Origin of the sequence: Agromyces seonyuensis (assembly GCF_009789225.1) — a bacterium.
In the GTDB taxonomy this organism is placed as follows: domain Bacteria; phylum Actinomycetota; class Actinomycetes; order Actinomycetales; family Microbacteriaceae; genus Agromyces; species Agromyces seonyuensis.
The window spans coordinates 38,350-51,968 of the sequence record NZ_WSTA01000020.1 but is presented as its reverse complement, the minus strand read 5'-3'; the positions used below and the strand labels follow the sequence as shown (position 1 = coordinate 51,968).

General features: G+C 73.6%; 14 protein-coding genes. 10 read left to right on the top strand and 4 right to left on the bottom strand.

Annotated features, from left to right (window positions below; translation table 11 throughout):
• Positions 1 to 1,127: hypothetical protein (locus tag GB864_RS06400; RefSeq protein WP_160423514.1), on the top strand; the 1,127-nt coding region annotated here is incomplete at its 5' end.
• A 57-nt stretch (positions 1,128 to 1,184) separates the two neighbouring features.
• On the opposite strand, the gene GB864_RS06395 is transcribed toward GB864_RS06400, so the two are convergent.
• Positions 1,185 to 1,778 carry a 1-acyl-sn-glycerol-3-phosphate acyltransferase gene (locus GB864_RS06395; protein WP_160423513.1) on the bottom strand — a complete coding sequence of 198 codons (594 nt, stop codon included), beginning with the start codon at positions 1,776 to 1,778 and terminating at the stop codon, positions 1,185 to 1,187.
• 127 nt (positions 1,779 to 1,905) lie between these two features.
• On the opposite strand from GB864_RS06395, the gene cls reads away from it, so the two are divergent.
• From cls to GB864_RS06365, 6 genes are all read left to right on the top strand, one after another.
• Positions 1,906 to 3,363, top strand: a complete 1,458-nt coding sequence (cls, locus tag GB864_RS06390) for a cardiolipin synthase (RefSeq protein ID WP_160423512.1) — start codon at positions 1,906 to 1,908, stop codon at positions 3,361 to 3,363.
• Positions 3,364 to 3,468: 105 nt separating this feature from the next.
• Positions 3,469 to 4,083, top strand: coding sequence for a TetR/AcrR family transcriptional regulator (locus GB864_RS06385; protein WP_160423511.1), 615 nt, complete (start codon positions 3,469 to 3,471; stop codon positions 4,081 to 4,083).
• 101 nt (positions 4,084 to 4,184) lie between these two features.
• The gene (locus tag GB864_RS06380; RefSeq protein WP_160423510.1) at positions 4,185 to 5,636 is read left to right on the top strand and encodes an MFS transporter; all 1,452 of its coding nucleotides are present in this window, start codon (positions 4,185 to 4,187) and stop codon (positions 5,634 to 5,636) included.
• A gap of 53 nt (positions 5,637 to 5,689) precedes the next feature.
• Positions 5,690 to 6,928 carry a M20 metallopeptidase family protein gene (locus tag GB864_RS06375; RefSeq protein ID WP_160423509.1) on the top strand — a complete coding sequence of 413 codons (1,239 nt, stop codon included), beginning with the start codon at positions 5,690 to 5,692 and terminating at the stop codon, positions 6,926 to 6,928.
• Positions 6,929 to 7,201: 273 nt separating this feature from the next.
• Positions 7,202 to 7,459 carry a hypothetical protein gene (locus GB864_RS06370; protein ID WP_160423508.1) on the top strand — a complete coding sequence of 86 codons (258 nt, stop codon included), beginning with the start codon at positions 7,202 to 7,204 and terminating at the stop codon, positions 7,457 to 7,459.
• Between the two features lie 42 nt (positions 7,460 to 7,501).
• Positions 7,502 to 7,921 (top strand): pyridoxamine 5'-phosphate oxidase family protein, encoded by a 420-nt coding sequence (locus GB864_RS06365; protein ID WP_160423507.1) that lies wholly within the window; start codon positions 7,502 to 7,504, stop codon positions 7,919 to 7,921.
• Positions 7,922 to 7,926: 5 nt separating this feature from the next.
• Here GB864_RS06365 and pdxR read toward each other — a convergent pair whose 3' ends face one another.
• A complete protein-coding gene (gene pdxR / locus GB864_RS06360) occupies positions 7,927 to 9,390 on the bottom strand; it encodes a MocR-like pyridoxine biosynthesis transcription factor PdxR (RefSeq protein WP_160423506.1) in 1,464 nt (487 codons plus the stop codon).
• A gap of 89 nt (positions 9,391 to 9,479) precedes the next feature.
• Between pdxR and GB864_RS06355 the strand changes: the two genes are divergently transcribed.
• Positions 9,480 to 10,319, top strand: coding sequence for an EamA family transporter (locus tag GB864_RS06355; protein WP_160423505.1), 840 nt, complete (start codon positions 9,480 to 9,482; stop codon positions 10,317 to 10,319).
• A gap of 106 nt (positions 10,320 to 10,425) precedes the next feature.
• On the opposite strand, the gene GB864_RS06350 is transcribed toward GB864_RS06355, so the two are convergent.
• Both GB864_RS06350 and GB864_RS06345 read right to left on the bottom strand, forming a co-directional pair.
• Positions 10,426 to 10,827 (bottom strand): RidA family protein, encoded by a 402-nt coding sequence (locus GB864_RS06350; RefSeq protein ID WP_160423504.1) that lies wholly within the window; start codon positions 10,825 to 10,827, stop codon positions 10,426 to 10,428.
• 59 nt (positions 10,828 to 10,886) lie between these two features.
• Positions 10,887 to 11,594 carry an MOSC domain-containing protein gene (locus tag GB864_RS06345; RefSeq protein ID WP_160423503.1) on the bottom strand — a complete coding sequence of 236 codons (708 nt, stop codon included), beginning with the start codon at positions 11,592 to 11,594 and terminating at the stop codon, positions 10,887 to 10,889.
• Between the two features lie 75 nt (positions 11,595 to 11,669).
• On the opposite strand from GB864_RS06345, the gene GB864_RS06340 reads away from it, so the two are divergent.
• Together GB864_RS06340 and GB864_RS06335 are read left to right on the top strand one after the other, a co-directional pair.
• The gene (locus GB864_RS06340) at positions 11,670 to 12,938 is read left to right on the top strand and encodes a glutathionylspermidine synthase family protein (protein ID WP_160423502.1); all 1,269 of its coding nucleotides are present in this window, start codon (positions 11,670 to 11,672) and stop codon (positions 12,936 to 12,938) included.
• Positions 12,935 to 13,588 carry a hypothetical protein gene (locus GB864_RS06335; protein ID WP_160423501.1) on the top strand — a complete coding sequence of 218 codons (654 nt, stop codon included), beginning with the start codon at positions 12,935 to 12,937 and terminating at the stop codon, positions 13,586 to 13,588. The genes GB864_RS06340 and GB864_RS06335 overlap by 4 nt, the downstream gene beginning before the upstream one ends.
• The last annotated feature ends 31 nt before the right edge of the window (positions 13,589 to 13,619 follow it).

Below are 13,619 nucleotides of genomic sequence, written 5' to 3'. Positions count from 1 at the left end.
CCGCGGCGTCCGTCGCCGCGGCCCTCGCGCTCGTCGGCACGGCCGGGTACGGCGTCGGCGCCGCGTCCGGCGGCGGCTCCTCGACCGGCCAACTGGCGGCCGACTCGGGCCGGTCGACCGAGGAACTGGCCATCGAGCCGGGCATCGCGGCCGACGCCGGCGCCGGCGCGAACGGCGCGGCCCTGGACTCCCGGAGCAGCCTCGTCTACCCCGGCGGCAGCGGCCGCAACGCCTTCCACGCGAGCGGGCTCTCGACCGAGACCGGCAGCGCGGTCGCGTACGGGTACGACGCCCGCTCGGCCGCGACGGCCGAGAACGTCGCCGCGCTCGCCGCGGCGCTCGGCATGTCGGGCACGCCGACGCTCGAGAACGGCTCGTGGATGCTCGGCTCCTACGACGGCACGGCGCCCGTGCTGAGCGTGAGCCTCGACGGCACGACCTCGTTCTCGTACACCGACCCGGCCCTCAACCCGTGGTGCGCGACCGTCGACGCCTCGGGCGTCTGCACGCAGGAGGCCGCGGGTGACTTGCCCGCCGAGGACACGGCGATCGCCGCGATGCGCGACGTGATCGCGGCGAGCGGGCAGGACGCCGACGCCTTCGAGTACACCTCGACGGTCTACGACGGCGCCGTCTCTCGCTCCGTGCAGGCGTGGCCGCTCCTCGACGGCGAGCGGCTCCAGCAGGCCTGGTACCTCGAGTACGCGACGGGCGGCGTCTACAGCGTCAACGGCTCGCTCGCCCCGCTCGTCGGCCTCGGCGACTACCCGATCGTCAGCGAGCAGGCGGCGTTCGAACGGCTCTCCGACCCCCGCTTCGGCGCCTCGATGTCGATCATGCCCGCCGACGGCCCGGTCGCCCTCGACATGGGCGTCGCCGAGCGGGAGGCCGCCTCCTCCGAGATCTGGACGCCCCCGACCGAGGCGCCTGCGACCCCCGAGGCGGGCAGCGCCCTCTCGTGGGCGGTGAACGACGTCGAGATCGTGTCGGCGCGGCTCGGTCTCGGTTCCCAGTGGCAGAGCGACGGCTCGGTGCTCGTCGTGCCGACCTATTACTTCACCGACGCGGCGGGCGCCGAGTGGTCGATGATCGCGGTCGCCGACTCCCAGCTCGACTTCGCGGGCTGAGCCGACGGACGCACGAGGGCCGGGGTGCAGTGCGCCCCGGCCCTCGTCGTCGCGGCGTCAGGCCGCCAGGTCGCTCGACGGCGAGAAGGATGCCTCGTCGCGCAGGCGCGGCTCGGTGCGGGCCTCGGGGCGCAAGCCCGACTTGTCGGCGTAGAACGCGCGAATGCGGTCCATGTCGGCCGGCACGTCGCCCGAGAGCTCGAACGTCGGGCCGAGGCCGGTCGTCATCGTGGTGCGGTCGACGAAGCCGAGGGTGACGGGCAGGCCGGTCTCCTGCGCGATGCGGTAGAAACCAGACTTCCAGAACGTCGAGTTGCGGGTGCCGTCGGGGGTGACGACGAGGCCGAAGACCTCGCCCGCCCTGATGCGGTCGACGACCTCGTCGACGACGCGGGCGGCGTCGGAGCGGTCGACCGGGATGCCTCCGAGCTTGCGCATGATCGGGCCGCGCCAGCCCGCGAAGAGCGAGGCTTTGCCGAGCCAGCGGACGTCGATGCCGTAGTGCCAGGCGATGCCGAGCATGAGCACGAAGTCCCAGTTGGAGGTGTGCGGGGCGCCGATGAGCACCGATGGGCGACCGGGGGCGCCCTCGCCGGCAAGCTTCCATCGGCTGCCGGCCCAGAAAACCCGGGCGAACATTCGTCTGAGCATCCGCCAACCATATGCAGGGGGGTATGGCGTTGCCTGCATACGTGCCGGGGGATGCCCGTGAGCGCGGATGCGGCGAGTCGTCCGCGGGTTCCCCGTCGGAGGGAGCCCGGCTCGCTACGGTGCCGGAATGGATGCCGTGCTCGGGGCCAACCTGTGGTGGTTGGCCGGATTCCTCCTGGACCTCGCGATCAAGATCACCGCGCTCATCGTGATCCCGAAGGGTCGCAAGCCGACCGCCGCGATGGCGTGGCTGCTCGCGATCTACATCATCCCGTTCGCGGGCATCCTGTTCTTCCTGCTGATCGGCAGCTACCACCTGCCGAAGAAGCGGCGCGACGAGCAGGCGCGCATCGACCAGGTCATCGCGACGCAGGCGGCGGGCTACGACGAGCCGGCGTCGGCGGGGGAGTGGCCGCGCTGGTTCGAGCGCGTCGTCGTGCAGAACCGCGAGCTCACCGCATTGCCCGCCGTCGACGGCAACGCCGCGACGCTCATCGGCGATTACCAGGGCTCGATCGACGCCATGGCCGCCGACATCGACCGGGCGACCTCGTTCGTGCACGTCGAGTTCTACATCGTCTCCTGGGATGACACGACGCGCGGATTCTTCGCGGCGATGGAGGGCGCCGTCGCCCGCGGCGTCGACGTGCGCCTGCTCGCGGACTACATCTCCTCGCGCCGGGTGGCGAACTGGAAGGAGACGTTCGCGGAGCTCGACCGCATCGGCGTGCGCTGGGAGTGGATGCTCCCCGTCAAGCCGCTCGAGGGCAAGTACCAGCGCCCCGACCTGCGCAACCACCGCAAGATCGTGGTCGTCGACGGCCGGGTCGCGTTCCTCGGCTCGCAGAACCTCATCGACCGCTCCTACAACTCCCCGAAGAACCTCAAGCGCGGCTTGCAGTGGCAGGAACTCGTGACCCGGCTGACCGGCCCGGCCGTCACCGAGGCCGACGCGGTGTTCTGCTCCGACTGGCTCATCGAGACCGGCGAGGCGCTCGAGCCCGTGCCGGCCCGGGCGATCGCGCCGACGGGCGATCTCACATGCCAGGTGGTGCCGAGCGGCCCCGGGTACGACACCGAGAACAACCTGCGGCTCTTCCTCTCGCTCATCTACGGCGCGACCGAGAAGGTCATCCTGACGAGCCCGTACTTCGTGCCCGACGAGGCGATGGTCTACGCGATCACCACGGCCTGCCAGCGCGGCCTCGAGGTGCAGCTCTTCGTCTCGGAGCTCGGCGATCAGGGGCTGGTCTATCACGCGCAGCGCTCGTACTACGAGACGCTGCTGCGCGCGGGCGTGCGGATCTTCCTCTACCCGGGGCCGTACATCCTGCACGCGAAGCACTTCACGATCGACGACGAGTACGCGGTCATCGGCTCGAGCAACATGGACATCCGCTCGTTCAGCCTGAACATGGAGGTCTCGCTGCTCGTGCGCGGCGCTTCGTTCGTCGCGGACATGCGCGAGGTCGAGCAGGGCTATCGGGATGCCGGCCGCGAACTGACGCTCGAGGAGTGGCTCGACGAGCCGGCCGGATCGACGTTCCTCGACGGGCTCGCGCGTCTCACGTCGGCGCTGAACTGACGCGCAGCGAGGTCGACGCCGCCGTTGAGGCGTCGGGCGCCCGCCCGCCGGGCATCCAGCCTCGGTTCACACAAACGAAACGGAACGTACCGTAATGTAACCGGCATGACCCGCCCCGCGAACGAACCGCTCGGCCGCCCGACCGACGCCGAGCTCACCGCGCGCATCCTCGCCGCGACCGGCGAACTGCTCATCGAGCGCGGCTACGCGGGGCTGAAGATCGAGCAGATCGCGAAGCGGGTCGGCTGCGGCAAGACCGCCATCTACCGGCGCTGGCCCGACAAGGCCGCGCTCACTGCGGCGTCCGTGCTCGAGCACACCGAGGTCGGCGAGGAGCCCGACACGGGCGACGTCGTGATCGACCTCGTGCTCCACGCGACCCAGAACCAGACCAACCAGGCCCGCGGCACCGCCGCCGCGGCCCAGGTGGAGGGCTACTCGCCGTGGCGGGTGGTCTTCGAACCCGAGGTGTTCCCGCTCATCTGGTCGGCGCTCTTCGAGCAGCGCCGCGACCAGGGCGTCCACCTCATCGAGCGCGGCATCGAGCGCGGCCAACTCCCGGCCGACACCGACGCCGAACTCATCCTCGACACGATCGCCGGGCTCACCCTGTACCGGCAATCCGTCAAGGGCACGGTCATCACCCCCGACCAGTACCGCGTCATCGCCGCTTCCCTCGTCGCCGACCCGCCCCGGGCGGGAAGCGCGGCACGGGGCTGAAGCCCGCCCGACCCCGCCCGAACCGCGGCGACCCCGCACCGCTCCGCTCCGACGTCCGTCCCGTCCGCCGTCCCCGGCCGACCGTCCCCGAAAGCCCGCACATGTCTGCATCCACCCCCGCGCCCGCCGCGGCGGCCCCGCCCATCGCCAAGGCCGGCGCGATCGTCGGCTTCCTGATCTTCTGCGAACTGGCCAGCGGGTTCGTGCAGGGCTACTACACGCCCCTGCTCCCGCGCATCGCCGACCACCTCGCGGTGAGCGACGCCGACATCACCTGGTTCATGACCGTGCAGACCCTCGCGGCCGCGGTCTCGGTGCCGTTGCTCTCGAAGCTCGGCGACATCTTCGGCCACCGACGGATGCTCCGCATCGCGGTCGTCGCCGTGCTCATCGGCACGCTGCTCGTCGCCCTCGCGCCGAACCTCGCGCTCGTGCTCGTCGGCCGCGCCCTCATCGGCCCCCTGGCCGTGTGGCTGCCGCTCGAGATCGCCCTCGTGCACAACCGCATCTCGGGCGAGACCGCCCGGCGCTCGATCGGCCTGCTCGTCTCCACCCTCACCTTCGGCGCCGTGCTCGGCACGGTCGCGGCGGGCATCGTCGGCGAGTTCCCCATCCCGCTCGCGGTCGTGCTGCTCGTGCCTGCGCTGTTCGTCGTGGTCTCGGCCTTCGCCGTGTATTTCAAGGTGCCCGAGTCGACGACCCGTACCGGCGCGAAGATCGACGTGCTCGGCTTCGTGCTGCTCGGCGTCGCCATGATCGCTCTGCTCTGGGGCCTGCGCATGGCCGCGGAGGTCGGCTTCGCCGACCCGGGCGCGTTCCTCCCGCTCGCGGCGGCCGTCGTCGTCTTCGCCGTGTTCGTGTGGTGGGAGCTGCGCGTCGACGCCCCCGCGATCGACATCCGCCTCGTCACGAGCCGTTCGCTCGGCCCGGTCTACATCGCCGGCTTCAGCTTCGGCCTCGTCATGTTCGGCGCGACCGCCCCGCTCACGACCTTCCTCGGCTCCGACCCCGCCGAGGTCGGCTACGGCTTCGCGGTGTCCTCCGGCGGGCTCTCCGCGATCACGGCCGCCGTGACGCTGCTCGCGACGCTCGGCGCGGCGTTCTTCGCCCCGATCGCCAAGCGCATCGGCATCCGCACGGTGCTGCTCATCGGCGCGGGCGCGGCCGGCCTCGGCTCGCTCGTGCAGGTCTGCTTCCATGACGAGCTCTGGCAGATCTGGGTCGGCGCCGTCATCTGCGGCATCGGCTACGGCCTCCTGCTCGGCGCACTGCCGGCACTCGTGGCCGAGCTCGCGCCGTCGAACTCGACGGGCATCGCCGCGGGCGTCTACAACTCGCTCCGCACCCTCGGCGGCGCGGTCGCCGGCGCGGTCTTCGCGCTGCTGCTCACCGCGACGGCCGACGCGGCGGGCATCCCCGCCGTCGGCGGCTACGTGCTCGTGTGGGCGACCTGCACGCTCGCCTTCGTCGTCGCGTTCATCGCGATCTGCTGCATCCGCATCCCCGCGCGGGTCGAGACCGGCGAGCCGGCCCCGACCGCCGTCGCCGCCTGACCCGAACGATCGAGGATGCCGCCCGGTGCGGCATCCGGAACAGGAACACGCTCATGACCATCGAACTCCAGCCCGCTTCCGAGACCGACGCCGTCGTCGGCACCCCCGACTTCGTCGCCGCCGGCGCCGCGATCCTGGACGAGCTCGTCGCCCTGCGCCGCGACATCCACGCCGAGCCGGAGATCGGGCTCGACCTGCCGAACACGCAGGCCAAGGTGCTCGCCGCGCTCCAGGGGCTCGACCTCGAGATCACGACCGGCGAGGCGCTCACCTCCGTCGTCGCGGTCCTCCGCGGCGGCAAGCCCGGCCCGAGCGTGCTGCTGCGCGGCGACATGGATGCCCTGCCCGTCGTCGAGCAGACCGGCCTCGAGTACGCGTCGACGAACGGCGCCATGCACGCGTGCGGCCACGACCTGCACACGTCGAGCCTCGTCGGCGCCGCCAAGCTGCTCGCCGCGCACCAGGGCGACCTGCCCGGCGACGTGATCTTCATGTTCCAGCCCGGCGAGGAGGGCCAGGGCGGCGCGAAGATCATGCTCGACGAGGGACTGCTCGACGTCGCCGGCGAGCGGCCCGTCGCCGCGTTCGCCGCGCACGTCGCCCCGGCGCCGCACGGCTTCATGGGCACCCGCCCCGGCCCCGTGATGGCGGGCTCGAACCACCTCACCGTCACGGTGCACGGCCGCGGCGGCCACGGCTCGCAGCCGCATCAGACGATCGACCCGGTGCCCGTCGCCGCCGAGATCGTGCTCGCGCTGCAGACGTTCGTGACGCGCCGCTTCGACGCCTTCGACCCGATCGTGCTCTCGGTCACCGGGCTCCAGGCCGGCGGCACCGCGTTCAACGTGATCCCCGAGCACGCCGAGCTCCACGCGACGGTGCGCACGATGTCGGCCGCCTCGCTCGAGCGCCTGCAGGCCGAGCTGCCCCGCCTCGCCGAAGGCATCGCGTCGGCCCACGGCTGCACCGCCGACGTGCTGTTCGAGGTCATGTACCCGGTGACGGTCAACGACCCGGCCGAGACCGCCGCCGCTGTCGCGACGCTCGAGGAGACCTTCGGCCCGCACCGCTTGATGCCGCTGCCGACCCCGCAGATGGGCTCGGAGGACTTCTCGTTCGTGCTCGACGAGGTGCCCGGCACGTTCGTCATGTTCGGTGCCGCGCCGGTCGGCCAGGACCTCCGCACGGCCGAGTTCAACCACTCGCCGCGCGTGATCTTCGACGACGCCGTGCTCGGCGACGAGGCGGCGGCCCTCGCCGCGCTCGCCTGGGCGCGCCTCGCGCGCGGCTGAGCACCGGCTGCAGCGCGCGGCACTCTCGCTGCGCGCGGCACTCTCGCTGCGCGCGGCACTCTCGCTGCGCACGGCACCCCCGCTGCGCGCGGCACCCTCGCTGCGCGCGGTCATCCTGTTCGTCGAACGGTCGCGAATCGTCGCTTCGGGCCTCCGAAGACGACGATGTGCGACCGTTCGATGCTGTGGGGTGGGGAGGCGTGGGTGCGCGGGCGGGCGGGGCGAGCGGGCGGGATGCTGGCGGCGCCCGCGGCGCGCTGGCAGGATCGCGGCATGCTCCACGGCGATCCGGCGCTCGCGCTCGTCTTCCGCGACGACGACGGGCGCTGGCGCGTGCAGCTCGAGGATGCCGACGGCGACCCGCTCTGGAGCGAGGACCTGCCGCGCGAGGTGCAGGACGACGAGACCGCCGTCGCCGCGGCTGCCGCGCTCCTCGCCGAGCAGGGCCACGCGCTCGTGTTCGAGCCGCACCCGCACCTGCCCGCCGCCTGGGCGGCCGTGGTCACCGACGTCGACGCGGACGGGCGCTGAGGCGACCGGCCCAGACCAGGCCCGCCCCCTAGGCTGCGATCCATGCGGGCGGAGCGGATGATCGAGTACGTGCGGGCGCAGGGCTGGGGCGTGCTGTCCACGGTCGGTCCGGAGGGGTCGCCGCACTCCGCGTTCCTCGAACTGACGGCGACCGACGCCGGGGAGCTCGTGTGCAACGCGCGGAGCGGTTCGCGCAAGATCGCCGACCTCGGGCGCGACGACCGCGTCTCGGTCGTGATCGGCGGCCTCGACGGCACGACGCTCCAGGTCGAGGGCGTCGCGGACTCGCCGGCGGGCGGGGACCAGGAGCGCTGCACCGCGGCCTACCTCGCCGCGTTCCCGCAGTACGCGGCGTCCTTCGACGACCCGGGCGTCGTGCTCGTCCGCGTCATCCCGAACTGGGCGCGCCACGGCGACTACCGCGAGCGGCCTGCGGCGATCGAGTCGGTCGACCTCGGCTGAGCCGATCAGACTCGCGGAGCCCTGCCGGCGTCGTCGAGCGCGTCGGCGATGAGGCGGACGCCCTCCGGGATCCGGTCGCGGCTCACGTTGCCGAACCCGAGCACGAGGGCGGGCGGACTCGGCACGGACGCGTCTCCCCGCTCGGCGGTCGGCGCCGTCGACGGGACCCGGTAGTCGCCGACCCCGTTGACGCGGACGCCTCGGGCGGCCGCCCCCGCGACGACGGCGTCCTCGTCGGCGCCGTCCGGCAGCCGGAGGAGTGCGTGGCACCCCGCCGCCAGCCCCTGCAGACGACCCGGGCCGAACGCCCGCTCGACCTCGACGGCGAGGACGTCGCGGCGCACCCGGTAGCGGTCCCGCATGCGACGCAGGTGCCGGTCGAACCGACCGGACTCGATCAGCAGGGCCAACGCCTCCTGATCGAGGCCGGGCACCCCGCGGCTGCTGAGCCGTCGTTCCTCCATGATCTCCGGCACGAACCGCGGCGGCGCCAGCACCCAGCCCAGTCGGATGGCCGGCGCGAGGGTCTTGCTGACCGATCCCAGCGCGATCACGCGGTGCGGGGCGAGCCCCTGGAGCGACCCGACCGGCTGGCGGTCGTAGCGGAATTCGGCGTCGTAGTCGTCCTCGAGGATGACGCCGTCGACCTCGTCCGCCCACGCGACGAGCGCGCGGCGTCGTGCCGGGGCGAGCGCGACGCCGGTCGGGCACTGGTGGGCGGGCGTCACGACGACGGCGCGCGCGCCGCTCGCGCGCAGCCGCTCGACGTCGATCCCGTCGTCGTCGACCGGCACCGCCACCGCGTCCAGGCCGGCACGCCGGGCGATGCGGTCGTGGTCGCGCGGGCCGGGATCTTCGAGGGCGACCCGGCGGATGCCGTGACGGGCCAGCACCGCCAGCGAGAACGCCAGCCCCTGACGGAAGCCGGAGACGATGACGGCGTCGTCGGCGACCGCGACGCCGGAGCGGACCCGTCGGTGGTAGGCCGTGACGACCTCGCGGAGGTGCCGCGAGCCGCCCGCGGTCTCGTCGCCGAGTTCCGCGGTCGGGAGGGTGCGCGTCGCTTCGGCGACCGCGCGGCTCCAGTCGAGCAGCGGCACCGAGCGGAGGTCGGGGACGCCGTACTCGAAGTCGATCCCGACCGGCCGGGGGAGCGGGGCGGCGGATGCCGCGGCGACGCGGTGCGGGGGACCGGCCGGTCCGTCGGCCGCTGCGGCCACCCGGGTGCCCGCGCCCACGGTCGCCTCGAGGTAGCCCTCGGACACCAGTTGCTCGTACGCGTCGACCACCGTGCCCCGCGAGACGCCGAGCAGCGCCGCGAGGCGCCGGCTGGCCGGCAGCGGGTCGCTCGCGGTGAGCCGTCGCTCCCGGATCGCCGCACGCAGCTGGTCCTGGATCTGCACGCCGAGGGGGCCGGCCTCCCGGTCCAGGCTCAGCGGGAGATCGGGACCGCCTCGCGCCCACTCCATCGCCGCACCCCCACCCTCGCGAATGGTCCACCGGCGAGGTCGCCGATTGGCTCTCCAGGCTAGACCGCATCGCCCGTATCTTCGAGGCCGTGAACCTCGGAATCCTGCTGGGCCTCGCGTCGGCCGTCGCCTACGGCGCCTCGGACTTCGTCGGCGGCGTCGGTGCGCGACGCGCGTCCTCGTTGCAGATCGCGCTCGTGGGGCAGACCGCCGGCGCCCTCGCGCTGCTCGCGTACGCGGCGGTGCTGCCCGGCAGTCCGATCCCGTCGGATTTCGGCTGGGCCGCGTTGGCCGGTGTCGGCTCCGCGAGCGGCAGCATCTTCCTGCTGCGCGGGTTCGCGCGCGGTCGGATGGGCGTCGTCGCGCCGGTCTCCGCCGTCGGCGCGGCCGCGCTGCCGGTGCTGGCGGGCACCGCCCTTGGCGACCGGCCCGGGTGGATCTCCTGGACCGGCATGCTCGTGGCGCTGCCGGGGATCTGGCTGGTGTCCCGCGAGACGAGCAGCCCGGCGACGTCGGGCTCGCGCGGAGCGTTCGTCGACGGAGCCCTCGCCGGTGCGGGCTTCGGGCTGCTCTTCATCGCGCTCGCCCAGCTCTCGGACGACGCGGGACCGCTGCCGCTCGCCGCCGACCAGGCGATCGGCGCGCTGCTGACCGCGGCGACCGGCCTGGCGCTCCGGCAGCCGTGGCGCCCGGGGCGGCGCGCGATCGGCTGGGGCAGCGCCTCCGGGGTGCTCGGAGCCGGCGGTACCCTCGCATTCGCCCTCGCCGCGGGTGCGTCCGAACTCGGGATCGTCGCCGTCCTGGCATCCCTCTACCCGGCGGTGACGGTGCTGCTCGCCGCGGCGCTGCTCGGCGAGCGGATCCGCCTCGCGCAGCGCATCGGCATCGGCATCTGCACGCTCGCCGTGGCGACGCTCGCGCTCGGCTGAGCAGACGGGCGAGCCGGGCACGACGGCACGGGCTCGGCTCGTTTCGCGCTCGGCTCGTTCGCGCTCGGCTCGACTGCGGTCGACCGGATGCCCGCGCGGACGTCGCTCAGCGCACGACGGCCGCGATCGCCGAGACCTCGACGAGCGCGCCCGGCACGGCGAGCCCCGCGACGAACGCCGCGACGACGAGCGGCGGCTCCTCGGCCGCGAGCTTGCCCGCGATCGCGCCGTACCCCGCGGCGACGTCGGCGCCCGCGGCGAAGAGCACCGTCCACTGCACGACGTCGGCGAGGCCCGCCCCCGCCGCCGCGAGCGCGACCTCGGCGTTCTCGACCGCACGGATCGACTGGGCGGCCACGTCGTCGCCGCCGACGAGCGCGCCGTCGGCGTCGATCGCGTCCTGGCCGCCGACGTAGATCGTCGTCGCGCCGGGCGGCACCACCGCGACGTGGCTGAAGGCGGGGCTGCGGACGAGCCCCTCGGGGCGCAGCAACTGGATACCGGACATTCCCTCACGTTCGCACGCACCCCGGACAGCGCGGCCCGGGCGCGGACGAGCGGGTCGGTTCAGTCCTCGAGCACCACGGCGTCGCCGACGCGGGCGATGCCGCCGCCGGCGACGAAGCACAGCACCATGAGCCGGTTGTCGCGCTGCTTCGCGATGGTGCGCAGCACGAGGTTCGACTCCGGCAGGTCCTCGTGGGCGGCGTTCACCATGATGCAGCGCTCGCACGCGTGGTCGACGGCGATGCGCACGCCCTGCTCGCCGATCCGCAACGTCCGGCCCGCCCACGTCTCCTCGACGAACGGCGGCGTGCCCGGGGGCGTGCGCACCAGGAAGTTCGGGCGGAACCGGCGCTCGTCGGTGGCGACCTCGGGCAGCGCCTCGCGCATCCACTCGAGCGTCGCCGTCGAGAGGATGCTCACGGGCGCCGAGTCGAGGTGCTGGACGGCGTCCTCGCGTTCGAGGGCGACGTCGCGCCCCGTCGTCGCCCGGAGGAACGCGTCGACGTCGTCGACGACCCGACCTTCGGAGTCGAGGAGCGTCGGCACGCCGCCCGGGTTCGTGCGCCCGGCGAGATCGCGCAGCTCGGGCATCCGCCGGAACCGCTTGCCGTTCTTGCCGGAGCCGAGCTTGCCGTCGGACTCGCGCACCGCCCAGAGCCGGTCGCCGACGAGTCCGCGCGCCTCGACCTCGACCGAGTCGAGCAGTTCGCCGCCCGTCGACTTGATGGGATACCGCCAGATGCGCTCGATGGTGCCGGCCGTGGTCATCCGACGAGGCTAGCGGAGGCCGCCGAGCGGCTAGTGTCGTGCCGTGCACCGCCCGAACCCGCGCCCGATCCTCCGATGATCCGCGTCGCCCAGGCGCCCCGCCCCGACTGGCGCGCGGGCTTCGACCGCATCGGCTTCACGTTCCACGACCTGCCCTCCGAGGGCGGCCGCCCGTACTGGCAGGAGGAGGCCGCCTACGGATTCGCCTCCGCCGAGATCGACGCGATCGAGGCGGCGACCGCCGAGCTCTTCGCGCGCTGCATGGACGCCGTCGAGCACGTCGTGCGGCACCGCCGCTTCGCCGAGTTCGCGATCCCGACCCCGCTGCACGACCTCGTCGAGCGCTCGTGGGACGAGGACGACCCGACGCTCTACGGGCGCTTCGACCTCGCGCTCGACGGCCCGGCCCGGCCCGACGGGTCCGTCGAGGTCCGAGACATCCGGATGCTCGAGTTCAACGCCGACACCCCGACCTCGCTCGTCGAGTCGTCCGCCGCCCAGTGGCAGTGGCTGCGGGAGTCGCGCGGGGCGGAGTCCGACCAGTTCAACCTCCTCCACGAGCTGCTGGTCGAGCAGTGGGCGCACGTGCGGGCCGAACGGTTCGGGGTCGCGCCCGGCGCCCGCCTGCACCTCGCCTCGCTGCACGACGGCGGCGACGGCCGGCTCATCGTCGAGGACTTCGACACCGTCGCCTACCTCGCCGAGACGGCCCGCGAGGCCGGGTTCGACCCGAAGCAGATCTTCGTCGAGCAGCTCGCCTTCGACGCCGACGCGCGGGCGTTCGTGGATGCCGACGGGGAGCGGGTCGAGCGCATCTTCAAGCTCTACCCGTGGGAGTGGATGGCGATCGAGCAGTTCGCCGCGCTCCTGCCCGAGACGCGCGGAGCGACCGCGTGGATCGAGCCGGCCTGGAAACTGCTCCTCTCCAACAAGCAGCTCCTCGTCGTGCTGCACGAGCTCTTCCCCGGGCACCCGAACCTGCTGCCGGCGTTCCGCAGCCCCGCGCCGCTCGCCGACGTCGACCGCGTCATGAAGCCGCTGCTCGGCCGCGAGGGCGGCAACGTCACCCTCATCCGCGCCGACGGCACGATCGAGGCGGAGCAGCCGGGCGACTACGGCGCCGAGGGCTTCGTCTTCCAGCAGCGCGCGGGCTTCGCCCGTTTCGACGGTCGCACCCCGGTCGTGGGCTCGTGGGTCGTGGGGGAGACCCCCGCCGGCATCGGCATCCGCGAGACCAGCGGCCCGATCACGGGCGACCTCGCCGAGTTCGTGCCGCACTTCATCACCGACCCGCGCCCCGCCGGTCGCCCTGCCGACCCCGACCACGCCGAGGAATCCGCATGAGCCGACCCGACGCCGACGGCGACCCGAGCGCCGTCGCGACCGCCGCATCCTCGCCGACGGGCGCCGCCCGTCGACGGAGCACGGGCGTGCCGCTCGACGCGCTGGCCGCCCGGCGCCCCGCCGCACGGGTCGGGCTCGCGATCGGCGTCGCCGGCGCCCTGTTCCTGCTCGCGGGCTGCACGAGCATCCCCGAGGACGGCGAGGTCGTGCTCGGCGCCGACGGCGAGAAGTACGTGCTGCCCGACGGCGTCGAGCGCCCCGTCTACGAGTCGGAGGCCGACTGCCTCGCCGACGTGCGGGAGCGGATCGCCGCGCTCGAGGCCGACGGCCAGCAGGTCGAGGGCACCCCGGAGGAACTCTGCGAGAGCACCGACGCCTACCACGGCCACTACGGCGGCGGCCTCTGGCTCGGACCGCTGCTCTTCGCGGGGTCCCGTTGGGACTCGTCCCGGGCGAGCTCGTGGTCGAGCGTCACGAGCGGCGGCTTCGCCGCTTCGGGCGCGGCCGCGCAGCCCGATGTCGTCTCCAAGGCGGCTCCGGATGCGACGCTCGGCTCGCGTGCGCCCCTCACCGGCGGCTTCGGCAACTCGGGCAAGACCGGCTTCGGCACCTCGGCGAAGTCGGCCGGCGGCTTCTCGGTGGGCGGCTGAACGGACGCGCCGGCGCGCGCGGGTAGGCTTC